The following is a 22460-nucleotide window of genomic DNA, read 5'->3' as shown; positions in this document are numbered from 1 at the left end:
CAAACAAGTGTTTTCCGACATCCGAGATCGCCGGCTGGCTTCTGACGGGCACTTCATGGGGCTGCTTACGACCCTCAGCGGCAGTTGGAGCCTCAAGGTACGGGGTCCATCACTGAACGGCTGGCGCTAACCATCAGCACCTCGTTCAACGGCGTCGTGAAAGCTCGCCAGATGCAGGTCCTCCAGCCAGCACCATTATCGAGTGCGACCGCCTTGCTGCCTTCAACCGCAACTGCGCACAACACTTTGCTCAGGTTCTGCAGGCAGTCTCGCACCGATGAGGTGGAAGGCTGGACGGCAGTGATGCGGGTCGTATCAGGTGGTGGCGAGCAGCCGATGACAGTTCAGCTCGCCGATGTTCTCGGTGCGCTCAGCCAGGCGCTCGATCTAACAGAAGGTCAGCCAGTTGGGCATTGCGTACGTGCGACTTGGATCGGCTTCCATATCGGCAAGAAGATGCGACTGCCTGACCTGCAGTTATGGGAACTCTACCACACGGTCATGCTGAAGGACCTGGGCTGCTCCAGCAACGCCGCGCGCATCTGCGAGCTATATCTGTCCGATGATCTCAGTTTCAAGCGTGACTTCAAGACGGTCAGTGACAGCCTACCCAAGGTACTCGGCTTCGTCTTCTCCCATACTGGGTTGAAGGCGGGCTTGGCCGAACGGTTCCGCGCTGTGCTCAACATCCTGCAGAACGGTGGGGCCATCGTCGACGACCTCATCCAGACACGTTGCCAGCGCGGGGCGCAGATCGCCCGCCAGCTCCGCTTCCCGGCAAGCGTCTGCGAAGCCATTCACGCCTTAGACGAGCACTGGAACGGTACCGGCCGGCCGGACCGTCTCGCGGGCCCTGCAATCCCGCTCTACGCCCGCATCGCCCTCCTCGCGCAAGTGGTAGACGTGTTCCACACCGCAGCCGGCCCCGCCGCTGCAATGGCCGAGGTGCGTGCGCGCTCGGGCACGTGGTTCGATCCTCAGGTTGTCGCCTGCTTTGAGGGGGTCGCCACCGACCCAAGCTTCTGGCAGACACTGGCCTCAGAAGGGGTCGAGGCGGCGGTGCTCGCGCTGGCGCCGGTCAGCCCGATCATCGTGGACGAGGAGTATCTCGATGATATCGCCCGCGCCTTCGCCCAGATCATTGATGCCAAGAGCCCCTTCACCTCCGGCCATTCGGAGCGGGTCGCGGTCTACGCCGATATGATCGCGGCTGAACTCGGCTACACGTCGGAGCGTCGCCGCTGGCTGAAGCGGGCCGCCCTCCTGCACGACGTCGGCAAGCTCGGGGTCTCGAACGCCATCCTCGACAAGAATGGCAAGCTGGACGAAGCGGAGTGGCAGGACATGCGCAATCACGCGGCTCTGTCCGAGACCATTCTGACCCGAGTCCCGGTATTCCAAGAGATGGCATACATTGGCGGTGGACATCACGAGCGGCTGGACGGCAAGGGCTATCCGCGTGGGCTGATGGGCGACGAGATCGCCCCTGAGACCCGCATCGTCTCAGTCGCCGACGTCTTCGACGCCCTGACTGCCAACCGGCCCTACCGGGCGGCCATGCCCTTGGAGAAGGCGTTGGGCATCATGCGCGCGGACCTCGGCGCGGCATTCGACCCGACGTGTTTCGCCGCGCTGGAGCGGGTGCTTGCCGCAATCGAAGGGGATCTCGCTCGAGCGGCCTAGCATAAAAATCCAACCAGCTTGAACGCGTGAAAGGCTGCTTTCCACCCCATGCGGTCATTCTGCCCATCAGGCTCGGCTGTACGGAAAACATGTGTTTGCCGACAGGGGCCGCGCCCCTCCAGCGGCGCGCCAGCCCTCGACGAGGAAAATGTTCGACAAACCCTGTCGGATTGATACTATGTGCGGAAACGCGGTCTGGGGGGTTTTCCGTACATGCTGGTCGGGTACATGCGGGTGTCGACTGCCGACGAGCGCCAATCGGTCGACCTGCAGCGCGACGCACTGATGGCCGCCGGCGTCGATGATCGGCATTTCTACCAGGATCATGCCTCCGGATCCCGGGACGATCGGCCGGGGCTGAAGGCCTGCCTCGCCTACCTCAAGGCGGGCGACACCCTCGTGGTGTGGAAGCTCGATCGGCTCGGCCGCAGCCTCCCACACCTCCTGGAGGTCATGGGCGACCTGCGGAAGCGCGGAGTAGCCTTCCGTTCGCTTACCGAGGCGATGGACACCGCGACGCCGCATGGCGAGCTGCTATTCTCGCTGTTCGGGGCACTCGCGCAATTCGAGCGCCAACTCACCCGGGAACGTGTGATCGCCGGTCTCGCAGCAGCCAAACGCCGAGGGCGCCGCGGCGGCCGGCCGCCGGCGATCGGCGGTGAGCAGCTCGAGCAGATCACGGCGGCGCTCGACGGCGGCGCCAGCAAGGCCTCGGTCTGTCGGTCATTCAAGATCGCCCGCTCGACGCTGATCGACACGCTCGAGCGGACCGGATGGCAGCGGCCGGCCAAGTGACCGGCGCTGGGGCTGCGGGGCGCTGTCCGCTCGGGTGATGTCCGTTTGAATGCCTGTCCGTTGAGTCTTCCGACCCTTGCGGACGTATTTGGCAGGCCGTGGCAGTGTCCACTGCGGCATGCCCCTATGGACGGCCGTAATAACGAACAGACCTCGGAGCGCCGCGCTGCGGTCCTCTACGGGTGCAGGCTGTGTGAGAACGCGGTTTTGGTGGCTGGATAGCGAAGCGAGCCCTTGGGGCGAACTCGCGTGCGCGGGTGGGCTTACGCGCGGATCGCCGTGATCAGCGCTACGCCATGACGGCGGCGTACGATGCAAGGATGCGGCGTCGGTCTACTAGCTCGAGCGCGTTAAGGGCCGCGAGGGCAGGCGCAAGGGCCGACTCGTCCGTCACGGCCTGCCAGAGGCGATCGGCAAGAATGATCCCACGCGGGCGGTAAGGCGTCGCACGAGGGCACGAAGGGAGCAGATGCAGGCAAGACGTTCGCTCGGGTTGATGAAGAAATCAACAGTGAGAATGATCTCTTCTATTTTTGTGCACTGCATTACGCCTGTTGGGTTACAACTCATTGATAATATCATATCGTCTATAAAAATAGCACGTATCAACTTGTAATGAATGCCTGGATTGTGCCTTAATTATCGGCGTAAGGCGCTACTTTAGAGCGTCACCGCACTAGAAGGATTATCAGGATATGGCTTTGGACATTTCCGTTCGCTTCTCGAATGTGCGTCGCGAGGCAAATCGTAACGTGGCTGGTAGTGTAAAGCTGGAGGTGTCTGCTCTCGGCAATACTTACCAAATCGACGGTCGTGATTTTAATTTCCCGGAGGGTGGTGAACAGCAGATTTATGACCAGGATTTTGGTCCAGTTAAGGTGACGGCATCTGTCTACGAGCGCCCAGCAGGTCAATGCTGTATTAGGGGACATGTCCACGTAAGTACTCCCATTGGCGGTGGGATTGGCAAGGACTTAGACGAGAACTGCACGCCTATTCCGACCTGACGCATCGCGCGCAAATTAGGGCGCGTCTAAGCAAGGATGCGCCCGAACTCAGTATTAGACAGCCTGCCTTGCCATCAATGCGACCGGCAGCTTGATCAGCTATACAGGGTGTATTATGTCCGCAAGGGTATACCCCTATGGACGACCGGAATATCGAACGGACCACGATGTAATTCGTGTGTATGTATATTAATAATATGACGATGCGCTATACAAGTCATATTTTGCTTATACGCTACCATTTTATTAATCTAATACCAATAATAGATGCACAAACAGCAACGATAATCATGGCTATGACATACCATACAGCGACAAATAAGGCTGAATCGTTTGGACAATACAGCGCAAAGATCCATGCGCCCATTGCGCTGCCAGCCAAGCCCGCAGCCGCGCCAGCCTTGCCAGGATACCGGGGTGCACCTGCCCGCGCGGCCCACAGCAAGCTGAAAACAGGCAGAAGAGATGTCATGATGATCATCGCAAGACAGGTGAGCGGCGAGATCCCTGTTGCGGCCCGCGCCCACAGCGCTCGCGGCGTTACAACTGCGTCCACGGCGGTGGCTGCTGCGAGCAGCACCATCGGCACAAGCAAGAGCTTTACCGGCAAGGCTGTAGGCTCCGGCCGCAAAAGCCGTGTTGCCCCTATCAGGGCAGTAACCACCATCACTGCGGTAAACAGAAATTTGAACGCGACCCAGGGGTTAGCGAGCGCACCTGGCAGATCGCTTCGGACGCCCACCAGCGCGACGAACAGCAGGCCGGCAGCGATACCCCCACCAAGCCCTGCGATCAGCAATGACCTGCCGATGGGTCTCGCGGGTCGAATATCAGCGGCGAGCAGAGCGATGAGTTCGGGCGTCCTCATGACCGATCTTCCTGCCGGGCCGCCGCTGCAAGCCGCTTGAGTCCACGATGAAGTGCGACACGAACTGCCCCCTCCTGCATGTCGAGGGCCGTCGCTACGTCGCGAACAGAGAGACCTTCGACCGCTAGCCCACGGACCACATGCTGCTCACGGGGAGATAGCATGGCGAGGTGGCGTTCGAGATCGACACCAACCAGATCCTGCTCAGGCATTGGTGTAGTCTCAGCCAGGGTTTCAAAGTCGATGCCGTTGGCGATCAGCCGGTTGTGCCGTCCTCTGCGGCGCATCCAGTCGATCAACTTATGATCAGCAATAGCATGCACCCATGGAATGAGCGGACGCGATGGGTCCCATGTGCCGCGCTTCAGATGAATGCTGAGCAAGGTTTCCTGCACGATATCTTCCACATCGGCAAAGTCGCCGCTGACCCGTCGCCGAACCCGCGTCCTCACGAGCGCCGCGATGGCGCTCAGCGCCACTTGATAGGCTTCGGCCCTGCCGTTCAGGGCCGCCGTCATCGCGGCGGTCAGATCTGGCTCGCTGAGTGTCAACTGCTCACCCCTACGCGGGGTCGCGCCCCTACGTTACCAGTGCTAGCCAAAAAAATCCGGCGCGGCGCTGTAATACGCGCCCTGGCCGTAGCGAAGGAGATGACTCAGGCCAGCCATACACGGCCTTGCGGAGGAGCTATTCCATGCTGCGTCGTTCGGTCTTTCTCGCCTGCGCGCTCGCGCTCGCGCTGCCCGTCGCCCTGCCGACACTGCCTCTCATTACCATGGCGCAGGCGGCTGAGACCAAGGAGTTCACACCGGCTGCCTTTGAAGCAGCCAAGAAGGCCGGTGGGCCAATCCTGGTTGACGTGACCGCTCCGTGGTGCCCGACCTGCAAGGCGCAGAAGCCAATTCTGTCCGAGCTGCTTGCTGATCCCCGGTTTGCCAAGATGACAATCCTGCATGTCGACTTCGATAGCCAGAAGGACGCGCTGAAGGAGCTTGGCGTGCGGATGCAGAGCACGCTGATCTCATACAAGGGCGGCAAGGAGGTCGGCCGCTCCACGGGCGTGACCGACAAGGCTGCCATCGCGGCGCAACTCGACAAGTCCATCTAGGAGCTGATCCATGCTCGCGACGGTCGGCTTCGCGTTCATCGCGGGCATCCTCTCGATCCTGTCCCCCTGTGTCCTGCCGCTCCTGCCGATTGTGATTGGAGCGGCAGCCTCGCAGCACCGCCTCGGACCACTGGCACTTAGCTGTGGTCTCGCGATCTCGTTCACAGCAATCGGCATTCTTGTCGCCACGGTCGGATTTGCCGTGGGCCTGGATGCAAGTCTCTTCCGCACCACCGCTGCAATCCTGCTGGTGATCATCGGGGCCGTTCTGCTTGTGCCAGCTTTCCAGGCCCGCTTTGCCCTGGCTGCCAGCCCGATCGGTGCCTGGACCGAGAACAGGTTCGGCGGGTTCTCGACAGAGGGGTGGATCGGCCAATTTGGGGTTGGCCTGTTGCTCGGCGCCGTGTGGAGTCCCTGTGTCGGGCCGACGCTCGGCGCGGCGTCACTCGCGGCAGCGAATGCCAGCAACTTGCCGTCAGTGGCCGTGACGATGCTCGCGTTTGGGTTCGGGGCAGCGCTACCGCTGCTGCTGCTCGGGTTCCTGTCCCGGGAAGCGCTGATGCGCTGGCGGGATCGAATGCGCTCGGCCAGCGGTCCCGTCAAACAGGCGTTCGGCGTCCTGCTCGTTCTGGCAGGCGTGCTGATCCTCTCGGGTTATGACAAGCGGCTGGAGACGGCACTGGTTGATGCCTCACCGGCTTGGCTCACCGAGATCACCACACGGTTTTGACCGCAGAGGTATACCCACGCGGACATGCCGAGAGCGCATAGCCGGTCCAGACGGGTCTCAGAAGCCGGACAACAGCACTTTCCAATCTGAGATCCCACTCATGTGGACCCAAGGCATGCCGATCTGGACCGTTCCAGTAGGGCAGGCTTCATTGGACCGAATACACCAGTAAGCCTCGCATGAATATAAAATTTCTCTGATTATGTATTCATGAAATCGATACTATCAAAACATTGATAGTATCGATTTCATTATTGCCTCAAAATAAGATAAATTTTTATTTTGATAATTCGTTTTATGTATTATGATATAAGATTTTATTTTGAACTATTAAGATTGCTTGCAAGTCTTTCTATTGCTAAATCTAATGTTTTTTGAGCAGAAATCCATTCTTCTTTATCTGATTTGGTTGGTGTATCAAGTTCTTTTTTGTCAACCAATTGCAAGTCGCCATCTGCAATTTTTCTCAGTCGAGAGTTTGCATTTTCTAGATAATAATGAAAAGACCAATTTCGCGAGTTTTTGTCAGTTATATACAAAACTGTGTTATCAGATATTAGACTGATAAGAAATTTATTTAAGTCTGCAAATTTATTTTTAAACTCTTCAGTTGTATCACTTAGAAATACAGCTCTCCATAAAGAAAATGCCACCCCAGTTAGTTCTTTGGCAGCCTCATATTGCTCAACATTCCGATTTAACTGATCCTCATTATCATGGATTAAACGATACAGTTCAAGAGTACTTTTCTGGTTAGCAGAGCGGCCTTCTACTGAGAGTCTGTCCGGGAAGAATTTGTTTTTTCGGAGCGCGTTGCGGTTCGCGCCGACAGGCGTATGCTTGAGCGATGTGGACGCCTGAGAACCGCCAGCGGTACGACCGCAGCAAGCTTCGCTATCCCACTGATTTGACGGATGAGGAATGGGCGCTTGTTGCTCCCCTTCTCCCGCCGGCTCGACGCGGGGGAAACAAACGAACGGTTGATCTGCGCGAGGTGGTCAACGGCTTGATGTATGTCCTTGGAACGGGGTGCCAATGGCGCGCTATCCCAAAAGATCTACCGCCTCGCTCGACGGTGCATGGCTACTTCGATCTATGGGATTACGACGGAACTCTCCTGCGCATCCATCACACCCTCTACGTTCTCTGCCGCGAACAGGCAGGACGTGAGGCCAGCCCAACGGCAGCGATCATTGACAGCCAGAGCGTCAAGAGCGCGGAAAAAGGGGGCGCACGATCGACCCGTCCGGCTATGATGCGGGCAAGAAGATCAAAGGCAAGAAGCGCCATCTCCTCGTCGATACGCAAGGTCTGCTGATGCATGCTCTGGTGCATCCGGCCGACGTGCAGGATCGTGATGGCGGCGTATGGGTCATGGCGACGCTGTTTAGTCTCTACCCGTTCCTGCTGAAGCTGTATGCAGATGGCGGCTACCAGGGGCCGGTGTTCCGGGAGGCGTTGGAACGGGTCTGCCGGTCTGTGACGGTGGAAATCGTCAAGCGGTCGGATCAGGCGGTCGGGTTCGAGGTCCTGCCCAAGCGCTGGATCGTGGAGCGGACGATTGGTTGGCTCAATCGCTGCCGGCGGCTGGCGAAGGATTGGGAGTGCCGCACCCGCAAGGCGCTGGCTTTCCTGCGCCTTGCTTCCATCCGCATCATGCTCAGAAAACTCTGCCAACAATCAGCATGATCCCGGACAGACACTAACCAAGAAAAATGCTCAGGACTAATGTCAGATTTGCGCTCTGTCATGTGATGCAATGCCTATATAATCTCTGGCATTTCACGAAACCCCAACTCGGTAAGGCGAAGAGATCCATTGGGCCCTTCCTCAATCCAGCCCTCACCGAGAGCATATTCCAAACCACGTTGGACATTGGATACGGGGATGCGTCGACGTGCAGCGACAGCCACAAAATTATTGGCGCGAAGAGCATGCCCGGGCTGGCTGCCGAAATGTGCATAGATTTCGAGAACGAGTCTTCCGTTCTCTTGAGGGGTAGGAAGCGTTGCCATAAATCACCTATCTATTGGTATCTTATCACATTCGACCAACGAGCACCACCGGTGAAGCGAGCGCTTTACGGTGGCACAATCCGCAAAGGCACAAAGGCTGCAATTCGCCGGTGTCACATCACCGCTCAATGGTATCGATGAGGATGGATGGCAATGGCTCCTCATCTCGTGTGTGACTTTCCTAGTTCCATACGCCCCCCTTATGCGAGCGCGAGCAGGATCCGGAGAGGCGGCGTAGCGCCTTCAAGGGCTTCGAAGCCGCCGGCAGCCCAGCGCCAAGCTACCGGGCCGGGGTCAAGGCCCTTGCGGCCTTGAGGCCGGTTCGGGCGGCTGGCCCCCACTAAGCAAACTTGGCCGCAGGCCGCCTTGTGTCGCGTCAGTCGACCGTCACCCGCAGGGCCGAAACCGCGCAGCGGGTTCGGTGAGCCGCCGCAGGCGGCGAGTAGGGCGCGGCCCGTAGGGGACGCCCTTCAGGAGTTCAGTCATTCGCCTAACGGACTGGTGAGCGCCCATGCAGGGAGCATAATGTCTTACTCCATCAGATCTGTGCGGCTCACCCGCGCATGCCTTGTCCAAAGCGTCACCACCGGGCCGAGGCTGCAGCCACTACCGACGTGACTGAAAGTTGAGTCTCTGGTAAATAGAACATGGACGCTTGAAGACAAATATAGCATTTCAGGAGGAGATCTTATTATGAACGATGCGTCTAAAATCAATGCTTTTCTTGCTCATTCTAGTATTGACAAGGTTCTATCGAAAGAAATGTTTGATTTGATGCGTATAGACGGTTTTGCACCTTGGCTTGATGTAGAGTGTATCCCGGCCGGCCGGCCTTGGGAGCTTGAGATTAGTAATGCTGTAAAAAAATCAGACTGTATTTTTGTATTTATAAACTCACTAAGTATAAATAAATCCGGCTATTTACATAAAGAAATTACAATGGCTCTTGATATTGCACAGAAGCAACCAGAGGGAGCAATTTATATAATACCAGTTCTTATAGATACTCTTGATATACCGAATAGATTAAGTCACCTTCAATGTATTTATGCAAATTCTGGACCAGATATTGCGGCTATTATTTACCCAAAGCTGCAAAAATCACTACTGTATCGCGCTCTCGAACTTAATTTTATTACTGATAAAGAAATAAAATTAATACCTTCTCCAGTCAAATTTACTGGTATTAAAACTGTAATGGGGCAATTTGAAGGATCTCCTCTTAAGGATGGGATTTATCTCGTGCGGGGTCGCAATCCCGATGGTAGTATTTATTATGGTGAAGCTCATATTGTACGTGAAAACGGAAAATATGTTGCAAAATATCAAATAGGTGGAAAAAACATAATATATAGCGGTGAATCATATACAATAGGAGGAAGATATGGCGGTGGATCTGTCATTCTTCATCACGGAGGATCTGATGTAGTCTACGAGGGATTATCACCGTCTGGGATTTATGAAGGAGTGTGGGGAGAGGGAGGGACTGAGCAGTTAATACCGGCTTCGCCATTCCTTTACAGGCAGGCATGAATGCTCAGGTGCAAAATTGTGAGTTTTGCACTGTCTGGCGGCTGCGGCGGGTCTCGATGCAGGTAGCGGGGTACGCGGCCTCTCGCGGCCCTTCGTACAGCCAGGGCGAGAGCAGGCCGGCCTCCATGACCGATCCGGTCCATGGGCACCCCAGGTCGGCCAGCCACACGATCAGGGCGGCCGGCTCCGATCCAGCCTTGCCCTCGCGGATGATAGTACCGACCTCATTGACCACGCACAGCGCGGTATCATTGAGGGAGATGTCGAGCCCGGCGAAATACCTCATCATACCAACGGCCCAAGATGCTGACGCATCGTGCCGTTGAACCATCTCGAATTTTCGACACCAAGCCAGAGGCTTGGCGAAAATTCGAGAACGGAACCAAAGGTCGTTTTCAACGACCGTTGGTATCACACCACCTCATGAACCAGCGGAAGATGGATCAAAAGCGCAGGTGCAGGCATCGGATGCTTGCGGAACGAGGAAAATCCCGCAATTGCTTTATCTTTATCAAACAGAATCAACGCTGTAGCTGCATAGCCTGCGGAAGTCACAGCGTGAGACCGGGATCACGACTGCGGTCGAGGTCCCGACGCCGCTCCAGAGTCTGCTGCGGTTGCATATCCAGACGCTGATCAAGCTCGCGGCGTAGGACACGGGCGATCAGGTGATCCAGGCTCTCCTCCTTGAGGTAGGAGGCGACGAACCCACCGCCAGCCAGGATCTCGCGCTCCTCGCTCGTCAGCCCCTGCCCCGGACCGAGGCCTTTCTCCGGCGAATGGCCGATCGCCCCGGTGGCGCCGAACCGGCGCCCCACAGCCCTCGCGAAGGCCTCGATCTCCGCCCGCTGATCGGGAGGCGCCACGGCTTCCGCCATCACCGCCTCGAACACGGCCGGCACGTAGATCGACGTCCGCCCGATCTTGCCCAGCGCCGCCGCCGCCGCCGGGGACAAGCCCGGCACCTCGATCGTGATGCGCTGGCGATAGCGCTCCTCCTCCGGACGCGCTCGCTCGCAGGCCCACGAATACGCGCCCTTGAGGTCCAGGGCGGACCTCCTGAGGCCCGCATAGGCACGCTCGGCCCTCTCCCGTTCCTCCGTCTCCGCCGTGGGCACGAACCAGCCCTTCCGGCCCCGCAGGCCGCCATAGGCCAAGGGGTCGGCCAGCAGCCCATCGATCCGGTCGTCGTAGCCATCTACGGGCGTGCGAAGCTCGGCGTAGATCGCCCGGAACAGCCCGGCGGGCTCCTTGACCGCCATGCGGATCTCGTAGCGCAGCATGTCGAGGTCCTGCTTGAGATCCCGCTCCGGATCGACGCGACGGTCGAGGGCCGCATCGATCGCCGCCGCGTCATAGGGATAGGCCGCCAGGAACGGCTTTCGCGGTGCGACGGGGGCCGCGCGCTCCCCCAGCTCGACCGCCGGCAAGGGGGCAGGCTGAGCGGCGGGGAGCCGGGGCTCCGACGCGGCCACCTCCGCGCGGGGCTCGCCGCCCTCCCGCCCCTTGCCAAGAGGGTCCGGCACCGGAGCCTGACCACGATCGAGGTCCCGTCCCTGCTCTACCGTCTGCTGCGGCGGCGCGTCGACGTGCTGATCCAGCTCCTGGCGCAGGACCCGGGCGATCAGGTGATCCAGGCTGCCCTCCTTGAGGCAGGAGGCGACGACCCTGCCGCCGGACAGGATCTCCTGCTCCTCCCGCGTAAGCCCCTGCGACGGTCCGAGGCCCCGATCCGCTCCGTACCTGTTCGCCCCGAACCGGCGCGCGACGGCGCTCGCGAACGCCTCGATCTCGGCCCGCTGCCCGGACGTCGCGACGGCTTTTGCGACCACGGCATCGAAGACCCGTGGGTCCGTGTCGGGCGTCCGGGCGATCGTGATCAGCGCGGCGGCGGCAGCCGGGGACAAGCCCGGCACCTCGATCGCGATGCGCCGGCGATAGCGCTCCTCCTGCGGACGCATTTCGTCGACCAGTACCGAGAACGCATTCTTGAGTTCGATGGCAGCCTCCCTGATGGCCCCATAGGCGCGCTCGGCTCTCTCGCGTTCCTCCTTCTCCGCCTCTCGGGCGAACCAGCCCTTGCGGCCCCGCAGGCCGCCATAGGCCTCGGGCTTGGCCAAGAGCCCATCGATCCGCGTGACGTAGCCTGTCCTCGGCGTGCGAAGCTGGGCGTAGATCGCCCTGTAGAGGCTCGCGTGATCCTTGACCGCCCTGTGGATCCTGAGCCCCAACACCTGGAGTTCCCGCTTCAGATAGATGGCCGGATCGACGCGGCTGCGAAGAACCGCATCGATCGCCGCCTCGTCGTAGGGAACGGCGGCCAGGAACGGCTGTCGCGGGGCGACGGAAGCCGCTCTTTCCCCCGGCTCGACCGCCTGCGGTGGTGCGGGCTGATCGGCGAGGGGCCGGGCCTCCGACGCCGCGACCTCCGCGCGTGGCTCACCCCCCTCCCGAGGCTCGCCGAGGTAGTCCAGCACCGACGCCTTCAGCCGACCCCGGCCCAGCCGGCCCGCCAGCGCCGCGAAGTCCGGGAACGCATCCTGTCCGGCATACAGCCCGACCGCGTCCCGGTGCCGCGTCAGCGCCACGTAGGCCAGGTGACGGTCCATCCCCGACGAGGCCAGCACGAACGACCGGTCCACCGTCGCCCCCTGGCTCTTGTGGATCGTCGTCGCGTAGCCGTGGTCCACCGCGTCGTAGGCCCCTTGCGCGACCGTCACCGCCCGCCCGTCGTCGAGCGTCACGCTCAGCCGCCCCTCGGCCGCGTCCGTCACCGTGCCGAGGCTGCCGTTCTTCACCCCGAGCCCGCGATCGTTGCGCAGGAACACCAGCCGGTCCCCGGCCGCGAAGCTCAGCCGCCCGGCCGCGCCGGTCGCGAACCCCGCCTCGTCCGTCAGCTCCCCGGCCGCGCGCAGCCGGTCGCGGATCGCGTCGTTGAGCGCGCGCACGTCCGCCCGGGTATGGGCCAGCGCGATCCGGCTCGCCTCCGGACGGGCCGCGCGATCGGCCAGGTAATCCGCCACCAGGCGCTCGCGCGCCGACGCCGCGTCCGCCGTGAACCGGATCGCCCCGTTCTCGCGATAGGCCTCGAGCCCGGCCCGGGTCTCGCGCGTGCCCAGGGCCACGCTCGCCTGCCGCTGCCAGGCCGTGCGCTGGCGCCGGATCGCCTCGAGTTCGAGGAAGCCGGTGCGCTCCGACAGCACCCGGAACCCGGCGCCGGGCCCGATCGGCTGCAGCTGCTCGGGATCGCCCACCAGCACCAGCTTGGCACCGGATCGCTCGGCCGTCTGGACGAACTGCGCGAGCTGGCGCGAGGACACCATCCCGGCCTCGTCGATCACCAGGATGTCGCCCGTCCCGAGCGGATGGCGCTCGTTGGCCCAAGCCAATTGCCAGGACGCCAGGGTGCGGCTCGGGATGCCCGAGGAGGCCTCCAGGCCCTCCGCCGCCTTGCCGGCGAGCGCCGCCCCATGCACCCGGTATCCGGCGGCTTCCCAGGCCTCGCGCGCGGTGCCGAGCATGGTGGATTTGCCCGCGCCGGCGAGCCCGATCACGCTGGTGATCCGCTCCGGTCCGGTGACGTGGCGCACCGCCGCGCGCTGCTCCTCGGCCAGCTCCGGACGGCGCGAAAGCGCCCCCTCGACCGCCGCCGTTCCGACCGAATAGCTCCGGTCGGCGAGCAGCCGATCGGCGCTCTCGGCCATGCCGGTTTCGATCGCCAGCATCGCCGTCGTGGTGAAGCGTTCGTCCCCGTTCCGCTCGCCGCCCGGCAGCGTCACGAGTGCGTCCGCCGCCATCACCCGGGCGAGCGCGGCCTGGAAGGCGTCGGGCTCATCGACGCCGTAGCGGTGCAGCGCGCGGGCGACGTCCTGGCGGCTAAACACCGCCTTCTCGTCGGTCAGGATGCGCAGCACCTCCTCCGGCCGGCGTGCGATCAGCGCGGCGTTTCGGGTCGCGGTCCCGGCGTCCAAGGCCAGCCGATCGACTCCGGCTTTGCCACGCCGCTGCATCTGGCTCGCATGCACCCCGACATGCTCGGTCGGGGCGAGTTCGATGCCGCGATCGAGGTGCGAGCGTCGGTCGATCGCGACCGCATGGCCGGCCTTCGCGAGGTGCTCGTTGGCGCGCTCCTCCCAGATCGCCCGCAGCGCCTCGACCTCGCCCCGGGCCGTCGTGGCGACATCGAGAACCCGGGTCTTGGCCCCGAGCCCGTCGGCGGTCACGGCCCGGGTGGTAGTCAGGATGTGGGCGTGCCAGTTGCGCTCGTCGCCCTCGCGGCCGGGCGCGTGAATGGCGACGTCCGCCGCGACGCCGTAGCGGGCGCACAGCCGCTCGGCGAAGTCGCGCACGAGGCCGGCGTGTTCCTCGGGGGTCAGCTCGTGCGGCAGGGCGACCTGGTACTCGCGGGCGACCTTGGCGTCCTTGCGCCGCTCGGCCGCCTCGACGGCGTTCCAGAGCGCGGCGCGGTCCTGCGCCCAGGCCGCTCCGTCCGGCGCCACGATGAAGCTCGCCGCGACCCCGGTACGGCGCTGGTAGTCGTGAACCACGCCGGTGCGTTCGTCGGCAATGAGGCAAGCGGAGCGGTAGGCCGCGGCGGCCGTGGCACTACGCCCACCGGCCCGCGACACGGCCTTGATGCTGAGGTGGTAGATCGCCACGTCGGCTGCGTTCCCGGCCGTTCCTGCCGCAAGAGGAGGACGAGTTAGCGCTTGCATTGCGATAGCAATGCTAAAGTGCGCCCTTCCACTCCTTTCCAGGGTAGTCGGTGCCTGATATCACCGCAAGGAGCGTGACCGTTCGTCAGGAGACCGATCCGCATGCCGGCGCCCCAGGCCGCCTCCGCCGAGGCCACCCGCACCCGGCTCGCGCAGGCCCAAAACCAGCTGCAGCAGCTCGACGCGCGGGCCGCCCAGGAGGAGCGGAAGCGCGACACCCGCCGCAAGATCATCCTGGGTGGATTGCTGCTCGAGGCGGCAGGCAAGGAGAGGCGGTTCGCCGAGGCATTGGACGAGCTGATGAGCCGGATCCAGCGCCCACACGACAAGACCGCGTTCACCGAATGGAGCCCGGCCAAGCCAGAGGATCGGGCCTGACGATGCGCGCGATCCCGCGAGAAGGGCGCAGCCTGCTCGGGTCCGATCGCTGCTCCAGCGCCGGGCCCGTGGTACGGGAAAGAGCCGCGCTGAGGGATGGATCGAAGGCAGGCGGCGTCGCGATCCGGAGCGGGGTTCGCTGGGCTCGGCTATGACGAGAACCCAGTGATGGCGGCGGGTCGAACCGGGCCTGATCCGGCGGGATGGAAGGGACCGCACTGAACGGTCAGGATGCAATGGATACCGAACGGCTCGCTCACCTGCCCGACCGCAAGCGCCGCGAGCTGCAGCACGCGGTGCGGATCCTGTTCGAGGAGTTTGAGGACGCGCAGAAGACCAAGCTGTCGGACAAGGCCCGGCGCGGCCGCATCCTCAAGCTCGTCCTCTTTGGCTCCTACGCGCGCGGCGACTGGGTCGAGGATCGGGGGAGCGGCTACCTGTCGGATTACGACCTGCTGGTGGTGGTCAACGATGCCCGTTTCGCCGAGCAATATGAAGCCTGGGAGAAGGCCGAGGAGCGTCTGCTTCAGGAGCTGAGCCTGGGCGGTCGTCTGGCGACGCCGGTGAACGTGATCGTTCACACGTTGCAGGACGTGAACGACCAGCTGGCGCAGGGCCGCCCGTTCTTCGTCGACATCGCCCGCGACGGCATCGTGCTGCACGAGCTGGCAGGCTTCCCCTTTGCCGAACCGAAGCCGCTCTCACGGGATGAGGAGCGCGCCGAGGCTACCCGGCACTTCGAACACTGGTTCCCAAGCGCCGATGCCTACAAATCCGCTGCCGGTTTTCTCATTAAGCGCGGCAATTTCGCCGAAGCGGCGTTCCAGCTGCACCAGGCTACGGAGCGGCTCTATCACTGCGTCCTGCTGGTCCTCACGCTCTATAGCCCCAAGCTCCACCGCCTGACCAAGCTACGGTCGCAGGCCGAGAGCGTCGATGCCCGGCTGATTCCGGTCTGGCCGCGCGACACGAAGTTCGCCCGGCGGTGCTTTGCCCTCCTCAACCGCGCGTACGTCGATGCCCGGTACTCGCCCCATTACGAGATCACCCCCGAGGAGCTGGCCTGGCTGGTCGAGCGGGTGGCCACCTTGCAGGAAAGCGTCGCAGCGATCTGCGCCGAACGGCTTGGAAGCGCGGGTGCGAGCCGGCCAGAATCATGAGCCCCCGCGGCGGATTCGTGGTTCAGGACAGCATGATCCTTCCTCGGAGGTGATCTGCCGATTCCGAGCGGATTCTCGGACTCCAAAGCCCAGCACTGACTCAGCTATGACGGGTTGCGATAGCGCGGCTGCACGCACGAGGGAGCAGTCTGTCCGGTTGAACGAACGCGGCCTGCGACCCGCATGCTGAGGGCACATGCCACGGACTCGATGCTGCGAATCTCAACCTGGTCCGGATGAGGCACTGCCTGGCCTGCGACCCTGCCTCTCGGCAGAGCTTTGCCACGTTTCCAATGCTTCGCCGGCCTATGAGTACACGCCTCGACGCAGCCGCTCCAATGCGGCTTCCAATCTTTCGCAGACCGTCGTTGGATTCCGCCGATCCATCTCGCCCATAATCACACGGCTTCCGCCTAGGGGTTGCTTTTGGGCGACTTGGGGTGCGGGCATGGCCCTGGGAGCGGCGACGTTGGGCGCTGGCGCCCGTTGGGGCTGGGGACGCGAGGGTACTGGCCGGCGGGATGGCGCTGGCGCTCCACGGGCTGCCTGAGCGCGGGCATTCGCTGCCGTGAACGCGACGGCATACTCCTCGGCGAACCTGTGCAGGATCGCGCGACGCTGAAGGCCGCCCTCGGTGCGCTGGTACTTCTTGCCTGCCTCGGGCTCGTACCGGGCAAGGAACCCCACCTCGACGAGGACCGCGAGGGCGCCACGCACCCGGGCTTCGGTGAGCCCTAGAGCCTCATGCTCGGCCAACGCTCTCCTATCCACCGGGATCGCGCACAGGAGCCGCCTGGGGCTGCTCCAGAACCGCGCCAGGAACACGGCCAGGGAGAAGGCTGCATCCCGGTTCTTTCGACCTGCCAGGGCTGCGGACAGCCGATCGCGAACACCGGCCGGCAGCCGGTACGGGCCAGCACTGTCGGGGCACCAGGCGGCCCGGCTGGACACCACCTCACGCCGTTGGTGCAGCTCATCAAATCCCCTCGGGGCAGGTATTTCGCCACCACCCCGGGCATAGGCGTGCGTCATCGTTCGGCCCTCTCGGGCCGCGGGTCAGCATTCGGCGCCGCCGGTCGGGCGGTCCGTCACAGGCAAGCCGAGCCCGTTTCCGAAAGCGTGGCTTTCAGATTGACTCGCATAGCGATTTCGGGGGATGATCCGGCTTGTGAGTGCTGGATCGGCCCCCTCGGGGCTCTAGACCCTGGTGGCCCTGGCAGGCCTCCGGGGTCTTGCTTTTTCAGGTGGCTGCTGTCGCGGCGGTGTTCCTGGTAGCGACTCGCGGGATGCGAGCCGCCTTAATCAGCCATTCGGCACGAACGGCAACGGTTCGTCAAACTTTGGCGGGGTTGGCGACCTCAGAGGCCGCGGGATAGATGGCCCGATGGCTGTTCACCCGCTTGGCGGTGAACCAGGCGAGGCCGCGGTTGAGGGACATTCCAGAGGAGAAGCGCCGACTTGCCGATGCGCTGCGGGTCAGTGCTATGGCCGAGCGCGACCGTCTCGCAGCCTTCGTCCTTGACGAGGCGACGGCGTTCGCGGCCAACCCCTTCCCGTCCACAACGGCCGGCGTTGCCCGCCAGCGCTGGGGCCTGCGCGAGATTGAGTTCGAGGCGATGGAGATTGCTGCGGCAGGACTACCGTGCCTCCTGGCAGCGCTGGCCTGCCTACCGTCTGCGGAACCCCTGCGACAGGAGATCCTGCGGACACCGGCCCACGTCCTCTACCTGCTGCATCGGGCAGAGGGCGGGCAGATCGTCGGAGCGGTGCTGCACGGGAAGCCTCGTCTAGCCTTGCCGCTCTTCGTCCAGCCTGATCCTGCTCCTCGCCTCGTAGCTCGGCGACAACGGCGCCGGCAGGTGAGCGCACAGCAACTCGACCTATTCGCGATCGACGTCCCCTGAGCGGGCTGCGAGATATCAGGCCATGCCCGCTCCATCGCTTTCGAGAACGACCCTTATCGAAAGCGACGCCCAACGCTGTCGTGCTGCAACATCTTAGCACTGTAGCACTACAGCGCTCTAGCGCCGCACCGCCGTAGCGGTCTGGCACCGAGGCGTCAGCCCTTCTTGTCGCCCTTCAGCGCCTCGACGGACGGGTGCCCGTGCTTCTGCAACGCGGCGTCGATCCCCTCCATGATGACATCATGCACCTTCACGTCGCGGGTGAAGGCGATCTCGCGCAGCCGGCGATGCACCTCGCGCGGCAGGTAGATGGACGTATGCACCGTCTCAGGGCGAGGGCGCCGGCCGGCCGGCTTCGCAGAGATCTCAGGCGCCGCCCGTTCGGCGGGAGCTTCGGGCTTGGGCATGGCGGGCTCGGCACCTGGCAGGGTGAGGCCGCCAATCAGGGAGGGTCGCTTGCTCATGCCCGGTTGCCCTTCATCTTGCGATCCACCCACGCCCACAGCGCCCGAATTTCCTCGGCTGCCTTCCCGTCCGGAGCGAACTCGGTCACGCCCTGCCCGGCAGCGATAGCGTCCTGATGGTCGGCACGCTGCGCCAGCGGTGGCTCTGCCAGGACCCCGAACATGCTCAAGCCGCTGGCCGCCTCTGTCGCCCGGGATGACCGTCCGGGCGGGCATTGGTTCAGTGCGAAGGCGAACCGATCCCGCATCCCGAGCCGCATCAGGGTCTCGATGGTCGGCATCGTGGCCTGTAGGTCGAGGCGCGAGGGACGAGCCGGCACGAGGGCGAGGTCCGCGGCCTGCATCGCGAGATTGCCGCCGGTCGAGGACACGCCCGCAGTGTCGAGGATCGCGACGGTATAGCCCTCAGCCTTTAGTGCTTCGAGGATGGCGGGCAGTTCACCAAGCCGCTCGGGGGGCAGCCGATCAACCGCAGGTGCGTCAGCCGTGCGGGTGTCGCCCCAGGCACCAAGCGACCCCTGAGGGTCGAGATCGAGGGCAACGACCTTCTCGCCGGCCTGTGCCGCGGCAACGGCAAGGGAGGCCGCCAGCGTCGTTTTCCCGACGCCTCCCTTCTGCGTGACGAGTGTCAGGGTCCGCATGTCTCACCTGTGATGCTGTCGCACCATAGCAGGTAAGCGCCACAGTGTGAAAGCACTACAAACGCATGGTGTCATCGTGCTGTGATGCGATAGCATTGTAGCGCTACAACGCTATCGCATCACAGCGTGGTGCTCCATACCAATGCGCCCCGGAGCGAGCATGAAGCTGCCTCTCGCGCTACCGGCTGCCGAGCTGATGGCACTCCTTCCGCACGGCCGCAGCTCGATCGTCGATCCACTTCGCCTTCGCCGAACTTCGTCATCAGATCTTCCGCTCCGGTGACGCCAGCCTCGTCCGGCGATAGCGGTCGAAGGCTGGCGATCAGGCCACCTCGCCAAGGATCTCCCGCACCACCTGCGGCCGCTTCTCGACCATTGCCAAGAGCACGCGGGCAGGCCCCTCCGGACGGCGGCGCTTCTGCTCCCAGTTCCGGAGGGTGTGCAACGAGACGCCGATGGTCGCAGCAAAGGCCGGCTGAGCGAGTCCGGTCCTGGTCCGGATCTCGGCCACGTCCAGATCCTCCGGGACGTGGACAACGGTCCCCTCGGGAGGATTGCCCTCCATGTAGGCCAAGGCGCTCTTGGCGCCGCTCAGGATGCGGGTGAAGCTGTCGGTCATCGGAGACACCATGTGGAGGGTTGCCGGTTCGTCAGCGCTTCTTGCTGCGCCGGTGAGCCGATTTGATTGCGGTGGCCACCTTCTTGAACTCGGCAACCTCCGCATCGGTGAAGTTTTCGCGATCCCCCTTGCTGAGGACGGCAACGAGGAACACGGGGATCGTCTCGTCGAGGTAGATCGAGACCACCCGGTAACCGCCCGACTTGCCCTTGCCGCGGCCGGCGACCCGACCTTTGCGAAAGCCGCCGGAGCCCTGGATTTCGTCGCCGTAGTCCGGCGTCTTGGCGTAGGTGTTGATCGAGCGTTGGCGCTCCGCCTCGGTCATGCCCGCTCGTTTCGCGTCGGCGAGGTAGTCGGGGGTCTCGACGACGGTGTGAAGCGGCTTGGACATGAGAATTCGTAAGCCAATGGACTACATAAGTCAATGGCTTATGATGCACCGTGGACAGCTTGATCCGCTCGTTGCAGATCGGACTCGCAGCGCTCCCTCTCCCTTCACGAAGGCCGGCGGCCAAGTGATCGGCCTCGCCACGCACCTATGCCGCTCAGCCTCTTCGTCAGCACTGAAGCACCACAGAGCTACAGCATTGTAGCATTGCAGCGCTACCATGTTAGTATCCTTGTAGCTCCTCCGATGCTCCCCGCTTGTCCCCGCGTGAGCGTCTTGCCACCCTGAAGGGCTCGCCCACGAAGGTCACCAGGACGCCTGAGGGCGGGAGATCGGACCAAGGATCGCCGCGAGCAAAGGCCGAAATGCTGGCAGACTCATCCCCTCCAAGCTGATCATCAATCCACAAAAACGGGCCCACATCGTTTTGGCTATGGTGTGACCGCGTGGAGCCTGGCATAGCGCGCCCATGGCCGACGAAGTCCCGCACCCCTACTCCATCGAGGTTTCACCACTGCCTAAGCCGGAGGGAAACTTCCAGTGGGCGATCCGCCGGAGCGGTAAGCTGATCGAACGGTCCGACCGGCCCCACCGTAGCGAGGCCAAAGCCTTCGAGAGCGCCATGGAGGCTGTCGAGCGGGCCATGAAGCCGGGAGCCGATGGCGGCCGTCGCTGAGGGCGCCGCCGGCCGGGACACTCGATCTCGCCCTCGTCGCCCGGTTGGCGCGAGTTGCCATTAGGGCCCCACACTTAAACCCCATGCAGTCGTTCCGCATATCGGGCTCGGCCGTACGGAAAACAGGTGTTTTCCGACATTCAGGATGATGGGCTAGACGTGCCGACTGAACCCCGATGGGCGCTTCATGGGGCTGCCTTCGACCCATTGCAGATGCCTATGGTGAGAGAGGAGGGGCATGCACGCCCCTCCGACGATCAAGCGTCAGCACGGATGACGACGTGCCGTTTGCGGCCGTAGCTCAGCTTCAACCCGTCCCGCCGCAGGTCATCAAGGGTGACGACCACACTCTCGTCGTCGATCACCTCATCGTTCAGTCGTGCTCCTCGACCCGCGATCAAGCGACGTGCCTCCCCCTTCGAGCCCGCCAGCCCCGCCGCCACGAGCAAGTCCACGACGCCTACGCCCCGTTCAAATGCAACGCGCTCCACACGGATCGTCGGTAGGCCGTCCAAAGCCTCACTGCCTGAAAAGGCCGCCTGCGCGGCCTCCGTTGCCTTGAGGGCCGCATCCTCGCCGTGGGCCAGCTTAGTCACCTCATTGGCCAGGACCGCCTTGGCCACGTTGATCTCTGCCCCTCCCAGTGCCTCCAAGTGCTCGATCTCGTCGAGCGGCAGGTCGGTGAACAGGCGCAGGAACCGTCCGACATCCGCGTCCTCGGTGTTGCGCCAGAACTGCCAAAACCCGTATGGCGCCAGGCGAGCCGCGTTGAGCCAGATCGCACCACCCGCTGTCTTGCCCATCTTCGTCCCCGACGCGGTAGTGAGCAGCGGCGTCGTCAGCCCGAAGAGCTGGCGCTGGTCGACCCGGCGACCGAGTTCCATGCCATTGACGATGTTGCCCCACTGATCCGAGCCGCCCATCTGCAGGACGCAGCCGTGGCGGCGTGATAGTTCGAGAAAGTCGAAGGCCTGGAGGATCATGTAGTTGAATTCCAGCAGCGACAGGGGTTCCTCACGGTCGAGGCGCGTCCGGACACTGTCGAAACTCAGCATACGATTGACCGAGAAGTGTCGACCAACATCCCGGAGAAAGGGGATGAAGTGCAGCGTATCGAGCCAATCGGCGTTGTTGACGAGCACTGCGTCGGTCGCCTTATCCCCGAAGGTCAGGTAGCGGTCAAAAATCTGACGCAGACCCGCCACGTTCGCTGCAATCTGCACGTCGTCGAGGAGCGGGCGGCTGCTGTTGCGGAAGCTCGGATCTCCGATACGGGTGGTGCCACCGCCGATCAGGACGATCGGCTTGTGGCCGCAGCGCTGCAGCCAGCGCAGCGGCATGATCTGCATGAGGTGCCCGGTGTGCAGGCTGTCGGCCGTGGCATCGAAGCCGATGTAGGCCACGCGAGGCGGTCCGCTCAGCGCCAAGTCGAGGCCGTCGAGGTCGGTGCATTGATGGATGAAGCCGCGCTCGGCGAGCGTGCGGACGAAATCGGATCGATGGGTCGGCACAGCTGTGTCTCCTGGTGGGTGGACGCGCCGCCTCCGGAGACTTGCCTTGAAATGAAAGCGCCGCCGGGATGCGGCGGCTTTGTATGATCGTCGGTCGCAACCGAACGCAGCCGCCCTATGGGAAGGGCGTGCGATAGCTCACGGCATGGCAGCTGCGAATGATCATAATGCTACCCTGAGGCAACTATTCCGTTAAGTCAATATGCTTGTGGCAAGGTCTGCAAACTACCCCTGCGGTCGCCCCCCATCAAGCTCAGATGCACGG

General features: G+C 62.8%; 21 protein-coding genes. 11 read left to right on the top strand and 10 right to left on the bottom strand.

Annotated elements, in window-relative coordinates; translation table 11 throughout:
• The first annotated feature begins 303 nt into the window (after positions 1-303).
• The 3 genes from HBB12_RS34215 (at position 304) to HBB12_RS34205 (ending at position 3485) form a co-directional block, all read left to right on the top strand.
• Positions 304-1683, top strand: a complete 1380-nt coding sequence (locus tag HBB12_RS34215; RefSeq protein ID WP_236993792.1) for an HD-GYP domain-containing protein — start codon at positions 304-306, stop codon at positions 1681-1683.
• A 213-nt stretch (positions 1684-1896) separates the two neighbouring features.
• The gene (locus HBB12_RS34210; protein ID WP_236993806.1) at positions 1897-2478 is read left to right on the top strand and encodes a recombinase family protein; all 582 of its coding nucleotides are present in this window, start codon (positions 1897-1899) and stop codon (positions 2476-2478) included.
• 695 nt (positions 2479-3173) lie between these two features.
• On the top strand, positions 3174-3485 hold the full coding sequence (locus HBB12_RS34205) for a hypothetical protein (protein ID WP_236993805.1): 312 nt from the start codon (positions 3174-3176) through the stop codon (positions 3483-3485).
• 235 nt (positions 3486-3720) lie between these two features.
• Here HBB12_RS34205 and HBB12_RS34200 read toward each other — a convergent pair whose 3' ends face one another.
• Both HBB12_RS34200 and HBB12_RS34195 read right to left on the bottom strand, forming a co-directional pair.
• A complete protein-coding gene (locus tag HBB12_RS34200; protein WP_082743055.1) occupies positions 3721-4353 on the bottom strand; it encodes an NrsF family protein in 633 nt (210 codons plus the stop codon).
• Positions 4350-4904: a sigma-70 family RNA polymerase sigma factor gene (locus HBB12_RS34195; protein ID WP_236993804.1), complete on the bottom strand. Its 555-nt coding sequence runs from the start codon at positions 4902-4904 to the stop codon at positions 4350-4352. The genes HBB12_RS34200 and HBB12_RS34195 overlap by 4 nt, the downstream gene beginning before the upstream one ends.
• A 143-nt stretch (positions 4905-5047) precedes the next feature.
• Between HBB12_RS34195 and HBB12_RS34190 the strand changes: the two genes are divergently transcribed.
• Both HBB12_RS34190 and HBB12_RS34185 read left to right on the top strand, forming a co-directional pair.
• Entirely contained in the window at positions 5048-5461 is a 414-nt protein-coding gene (locus tag HBB12_RS34190) for a thioredoxin family protein (protein WP_082743059.1), read from the top strand.
• Positions 5462-5471: 10 nt separating this feature from the next.
• Entirely contained in the window at positions 5472-6191 is a 720-nt protein-coding gene (locus HBB12_RS34185; protein WP_060851255.1) for a cytochrome c biogenesis CcdA family protein, read from the top strand.
• Positions 6192-6508: 317 nt separating this feature from the next.
• On the opposite strand, the gene HBB12_RS34180 is transcribed toward HBB12_RS34185, so the two are convergent.
• Positions 6509-6844 carry a hypothetical protein gene (locus tag HBB12_RS34180; protein WP_236993803.1) on the bottom strand — a complete coding sequence of 112 codons (336 nt, stop codon included), beginning with the start codon at positions 6842-6844 and terminating at the stop codon, positions 6509-6511.
• Positions 6845-7038: 194 nt separating this feature from the next.
• Between HBB12_RS34180 and HBB12_RS34175 the strand changes: the two genes are divergently transcribed.
• Positions 7039-7880, top strand: a protein-coding gene (locus HBB12_RS34175; protein WP_442919232.1) for an IS5 family transposase whose coding sequence is annotated in 2 segments (ribosomal slippage) — positions 7039-7429 and positions 7429-7880 — 843 coding nt in all. Because the reading frame shifts where the segments join, the coding sequence is not laid out codon by codon here.
• Positions 7881-8899: 1019 nt separating this feature from the next.
• Positions 8900-9739, top strand: coding sequence for a toll/interleukin-1 receptor domain-containing protein (locus HBB12_RS34170; protein ID WP_236993802.1), 840 nt, complete (start codon positions 8900-8902; stop codon positions 9737-9739).
• A 4-nt stretch (positions 9740-9743) separates the two neighbouring features.
• On the opposite strand, the gene HBB12_RS34165 is transcribed toward HBB12_RS34170, so the two are convergent.
• Positions 9744-10028: a hypothetical protein gene (locus tag HBB12_RS34165; RefSeq protein WP_236993801.1), complete on the bottom strand. Its 285-nt coding sequence runs from the start codon at positions 10026-10028 to the stop codon at positions 9744-9746.
• 262 nt (positions 10029-10290) lie between these two features.
• Complete coding sequence (traA, locus tag HBB12_RS34160) at positions 10291-14397, bottom strand: Ti-type conjugative transfer relaxase TraA (protein WP_236993800.1); 4107 nt, start codon at positions 14395-14397, stop codon at positions 10291-10293.
• A gap of 159 nt (positions 14398-14556) precedes the next feature.
• On the opposite strand from traA, the gene HBB12_RS34155 reads away from it, so the two are divergent.
• From HBB12_RS34155 to HBB12_RS34145, 3 genes are all read left to right on the top strand, one after another.
• On the top strand, positions 14557-14832 hold the full coding sequence (locus HBB12_RS34155) for a conjugal transfer protein TraD (RefSeq protein WP_236993799.1): 276 nt from the start codon (positions 14557-14559) through the stop codon (positions 14830-14832).
• 203 nt (positions 14833-15035) lie between these two features.
• Complete coding sequence (locus HBB12_RS34150; protein ID WP_236993798.1) at positions 15036-15992, top strand: HEPN domain-containing protein; 957 nt, start codon at positions 15036-15038, stop codon at positions 15990-15992.
• Positions 15993-17368: 1376 nt separating this feature from the next.
• Positions 17369-17896 (top strand): hypothetical protein, encoded by a 528-nt coding sequence (locus HBB12_RS34145; protein ID WP_236993797.1) that lies wholly within the window; start codon positions 17369-17371, stop codon positions 17894-17896.
• Between the two features lie 155 nt (positions 17897-18051).
• On the opposite strand, the gene HBB12_RS34140 is transcribed toward HBB12_RS34145, so the two are convergent.
• From HBB12_RS34140 to HBB12_RS34125, 4 genes are all read right to left on the bottom strand, one after another.
• On the bottom strand, positions 18052-18360 hold the full coding sequence (locus HBB12_RS34140; RefSeq protein WP_236993796.1) for a hypothetical protein: 309 nt from the start codon (positions 18358-18360) through the stop codon (positions 18052-18054).
• Positions 18357-19001 (bottom strand): nucleotide-binding protein, encoded by a 645-nt coding sequence (locus tag HBB12_RS34135; RefSeq protein WP_048448824.1) that lies wholly within the window; start codon positions 18999-19001, stop codon positions 18357-18359. Before HBB12_RS34135 ends, HBB12_RS34140 begins: the two co-directional genes overlap by 4 nt.
• Positions 19002-19323: 322 nt before the next feature.
• Positions 19324-19620, bottom strand: coding sequence for a type II toxin-antitoxin system RelB family anti-toxin transcriptional regulator (gene relB / locus HBB12_RS34130; RefSeq protein WP_048448839.1), 297 nt, complete (start codon positions 19618-19620; stop codon positions 19324-19326).
• A 31-nt stretch (positions 19621-19651) separates the two neighbouring features.
• Positions 19652-19945 (bottom strand): type II toxin-antitoxin system RelE/ParE family toxin, encoded by a 294-nt coding sequence (locus HBB12_RS34125; RefSeq protein ID WP_236993795.1) that lies wholly within the window; start codon positions 19943-19945, stop codon positions 19652-19654.
• 532 nt (positions 19946-20477) lie between these two features.
• On the opposite strand from HBB12_RS34125, the gene HBB12_RS34120 reads away from it, so the two are divergent.
• Positions 20478-20684, top strand: coding sequence for a hypothetical protein (locus HBB12_RS34120; RefSeq protein ID WP_091755079.1), 207 nt, complete (start codon positions 20478-20480; stop codon positions 20682-20684).
• Positions 20685-20941: 257 nt separating this feature from the next.
• Here the strand turns inward: HBB12_RS34120 and tyrS are convergent, their stop codons facing one another.
• Positions 20942-22195, bottom strand: coding sequence for a tyrosine--tRNA ligase (gene tyrS, locus HBB12_RS34115; RefSeq protein ID WP_236993794.1), 1254 nt, complete (start codon positions 22193-22195; stop codon positions 20942-20944).
• Positions 22196-22460 lie beyond the last annotated feature (265 nt).

The sequence above is a fragment of the Methylobacterium sp. SyP6R genome, assembly GCF_019216885.1.
GTDB lineage: Bacteria > Pseudomonadota > Alphaproteobacteria > Rhizobiales > Beijerinckiaceae > Methylobacterium.
This window is presented reverse-complemented; position numbering and strand designations above follow the sequence as displayed.

Excerpts from the sequence above, each read along its gene's own strand:
- HBB12_RS34205 (WP_236993805.1), top strand. The coding sequence starts at position 3,174 with ATGGCTTTGGACATTTCCGTTCGCTTCTCGAATGTGCGTCGCGAGGCA.
- HBB12_RS34140 (WP_236993796.1), bottom strand. The coding sequence starts at position 18,360 with ATGAGCAAGCGACCCTCCCTGATTGGCGGCCTCACCCTGCCAGGTGCC.
- HBB12_RS34135 (WP_048448824.1), bottom strand. The coding sequence starts at position 19,001 with ATGCGGACCCTGACACTCGTCACGCAGAAGGGAGGCGTCGGGAAAACG.
- HBB12_RS34125 (WP_236993795.1), bottom strand. The coding sequence starts at position 19,945 with ATGACCGAGGCGGAGCGCCAACGCTCGATCAACACCTACGCCAAGACG.
- relB (WP_048448839.1), bottom strand. The coding sequence starts at position 19,620 with ATGACCGACAGCTTCACCCGCATCCTGAGCGGCGCCAAGAGCGCCTTG.
- HBB12_RS34200 (WP_082743055.1), bottom strand. The coding sequence starts at position 4,353 with ATGAGGACGCCCGAACTCATCGCTCTGCTCGCCGCTGATATTCGACCC.
- HBB12_RS34210 (WP_236993806.1), top strand. The coding sequence starts at position 1,897 with ATGCTGGTCGGGTACATGCGGGTGTCGACTGCCGACGAGCGCCAATCG.
- HBB12_RS34190 (WP_082743059.1), top strand. The coding sequence starts at position 5,048 with ATGCTGCGTCGTTCGGTCTTTCTCGCCTGCGCGCTCGCGCTCGCGCTG.
- HBB12_RS34165 (WP_236993801.1), bottom strand. The coding sequence starts at position 10,028 with ATGATGAGGTATTTCGCCGGGCTCGACATCTCCCTCAATGATACCGCG.
- HBB12_RS34155 (WP_236993799.1), top strand. The coding sequence starts at position 14,557 with ATGCCGGCGCCCCAGGCCGCCTCCGCCGAGGCCACCCGCACCCGGCTC.
- HBB12_RS34170 (WP_236993802.1), top strand. The coding sequence starts at position 8,900 with ATGAACGATGCGTCTAAAATCAATGCTTTTCTTGCTCATTCTAGTATT.
- HBB12_RS34120 (WP_091755079.1), top strand. The coding sequence starts at position 20,478 with ATGGCCGACGAAGTCCCGCACCCCTACTCCATCGAGGTTTCACCACTG.
- HBB12_RS34185 (WP_060851255.1), top strand. The coding sequence starts at position 5,472 with ATGCTCGCGACGGTCGGCTTCGCGTTCATCGCGGGCATCCTCTCGATC.
- HBB12_RS34150 (WP_236993798.1), top strand. The coding sequence starts at position 15,036 with ATGGAAGGGACCGCACTGAACGGTCAGGATGCAATGGATACCGAACGG.
- HBB12_RS34215 (WP_236993792.1), top strand. The coding sequence starts at position 304 with ATGCGGGTCGTATCAGGTGGTGGCGAGCAGCCGATGACAGTTCAGCTC.
- HBB12_RS34145 (WP_236993797.1), top strand. The coding sequence starts at position 17,369 with ATGGCCCGATGGCTGTTCACCCGCTTGGCGGTGAACCAGGCGAGGCCG.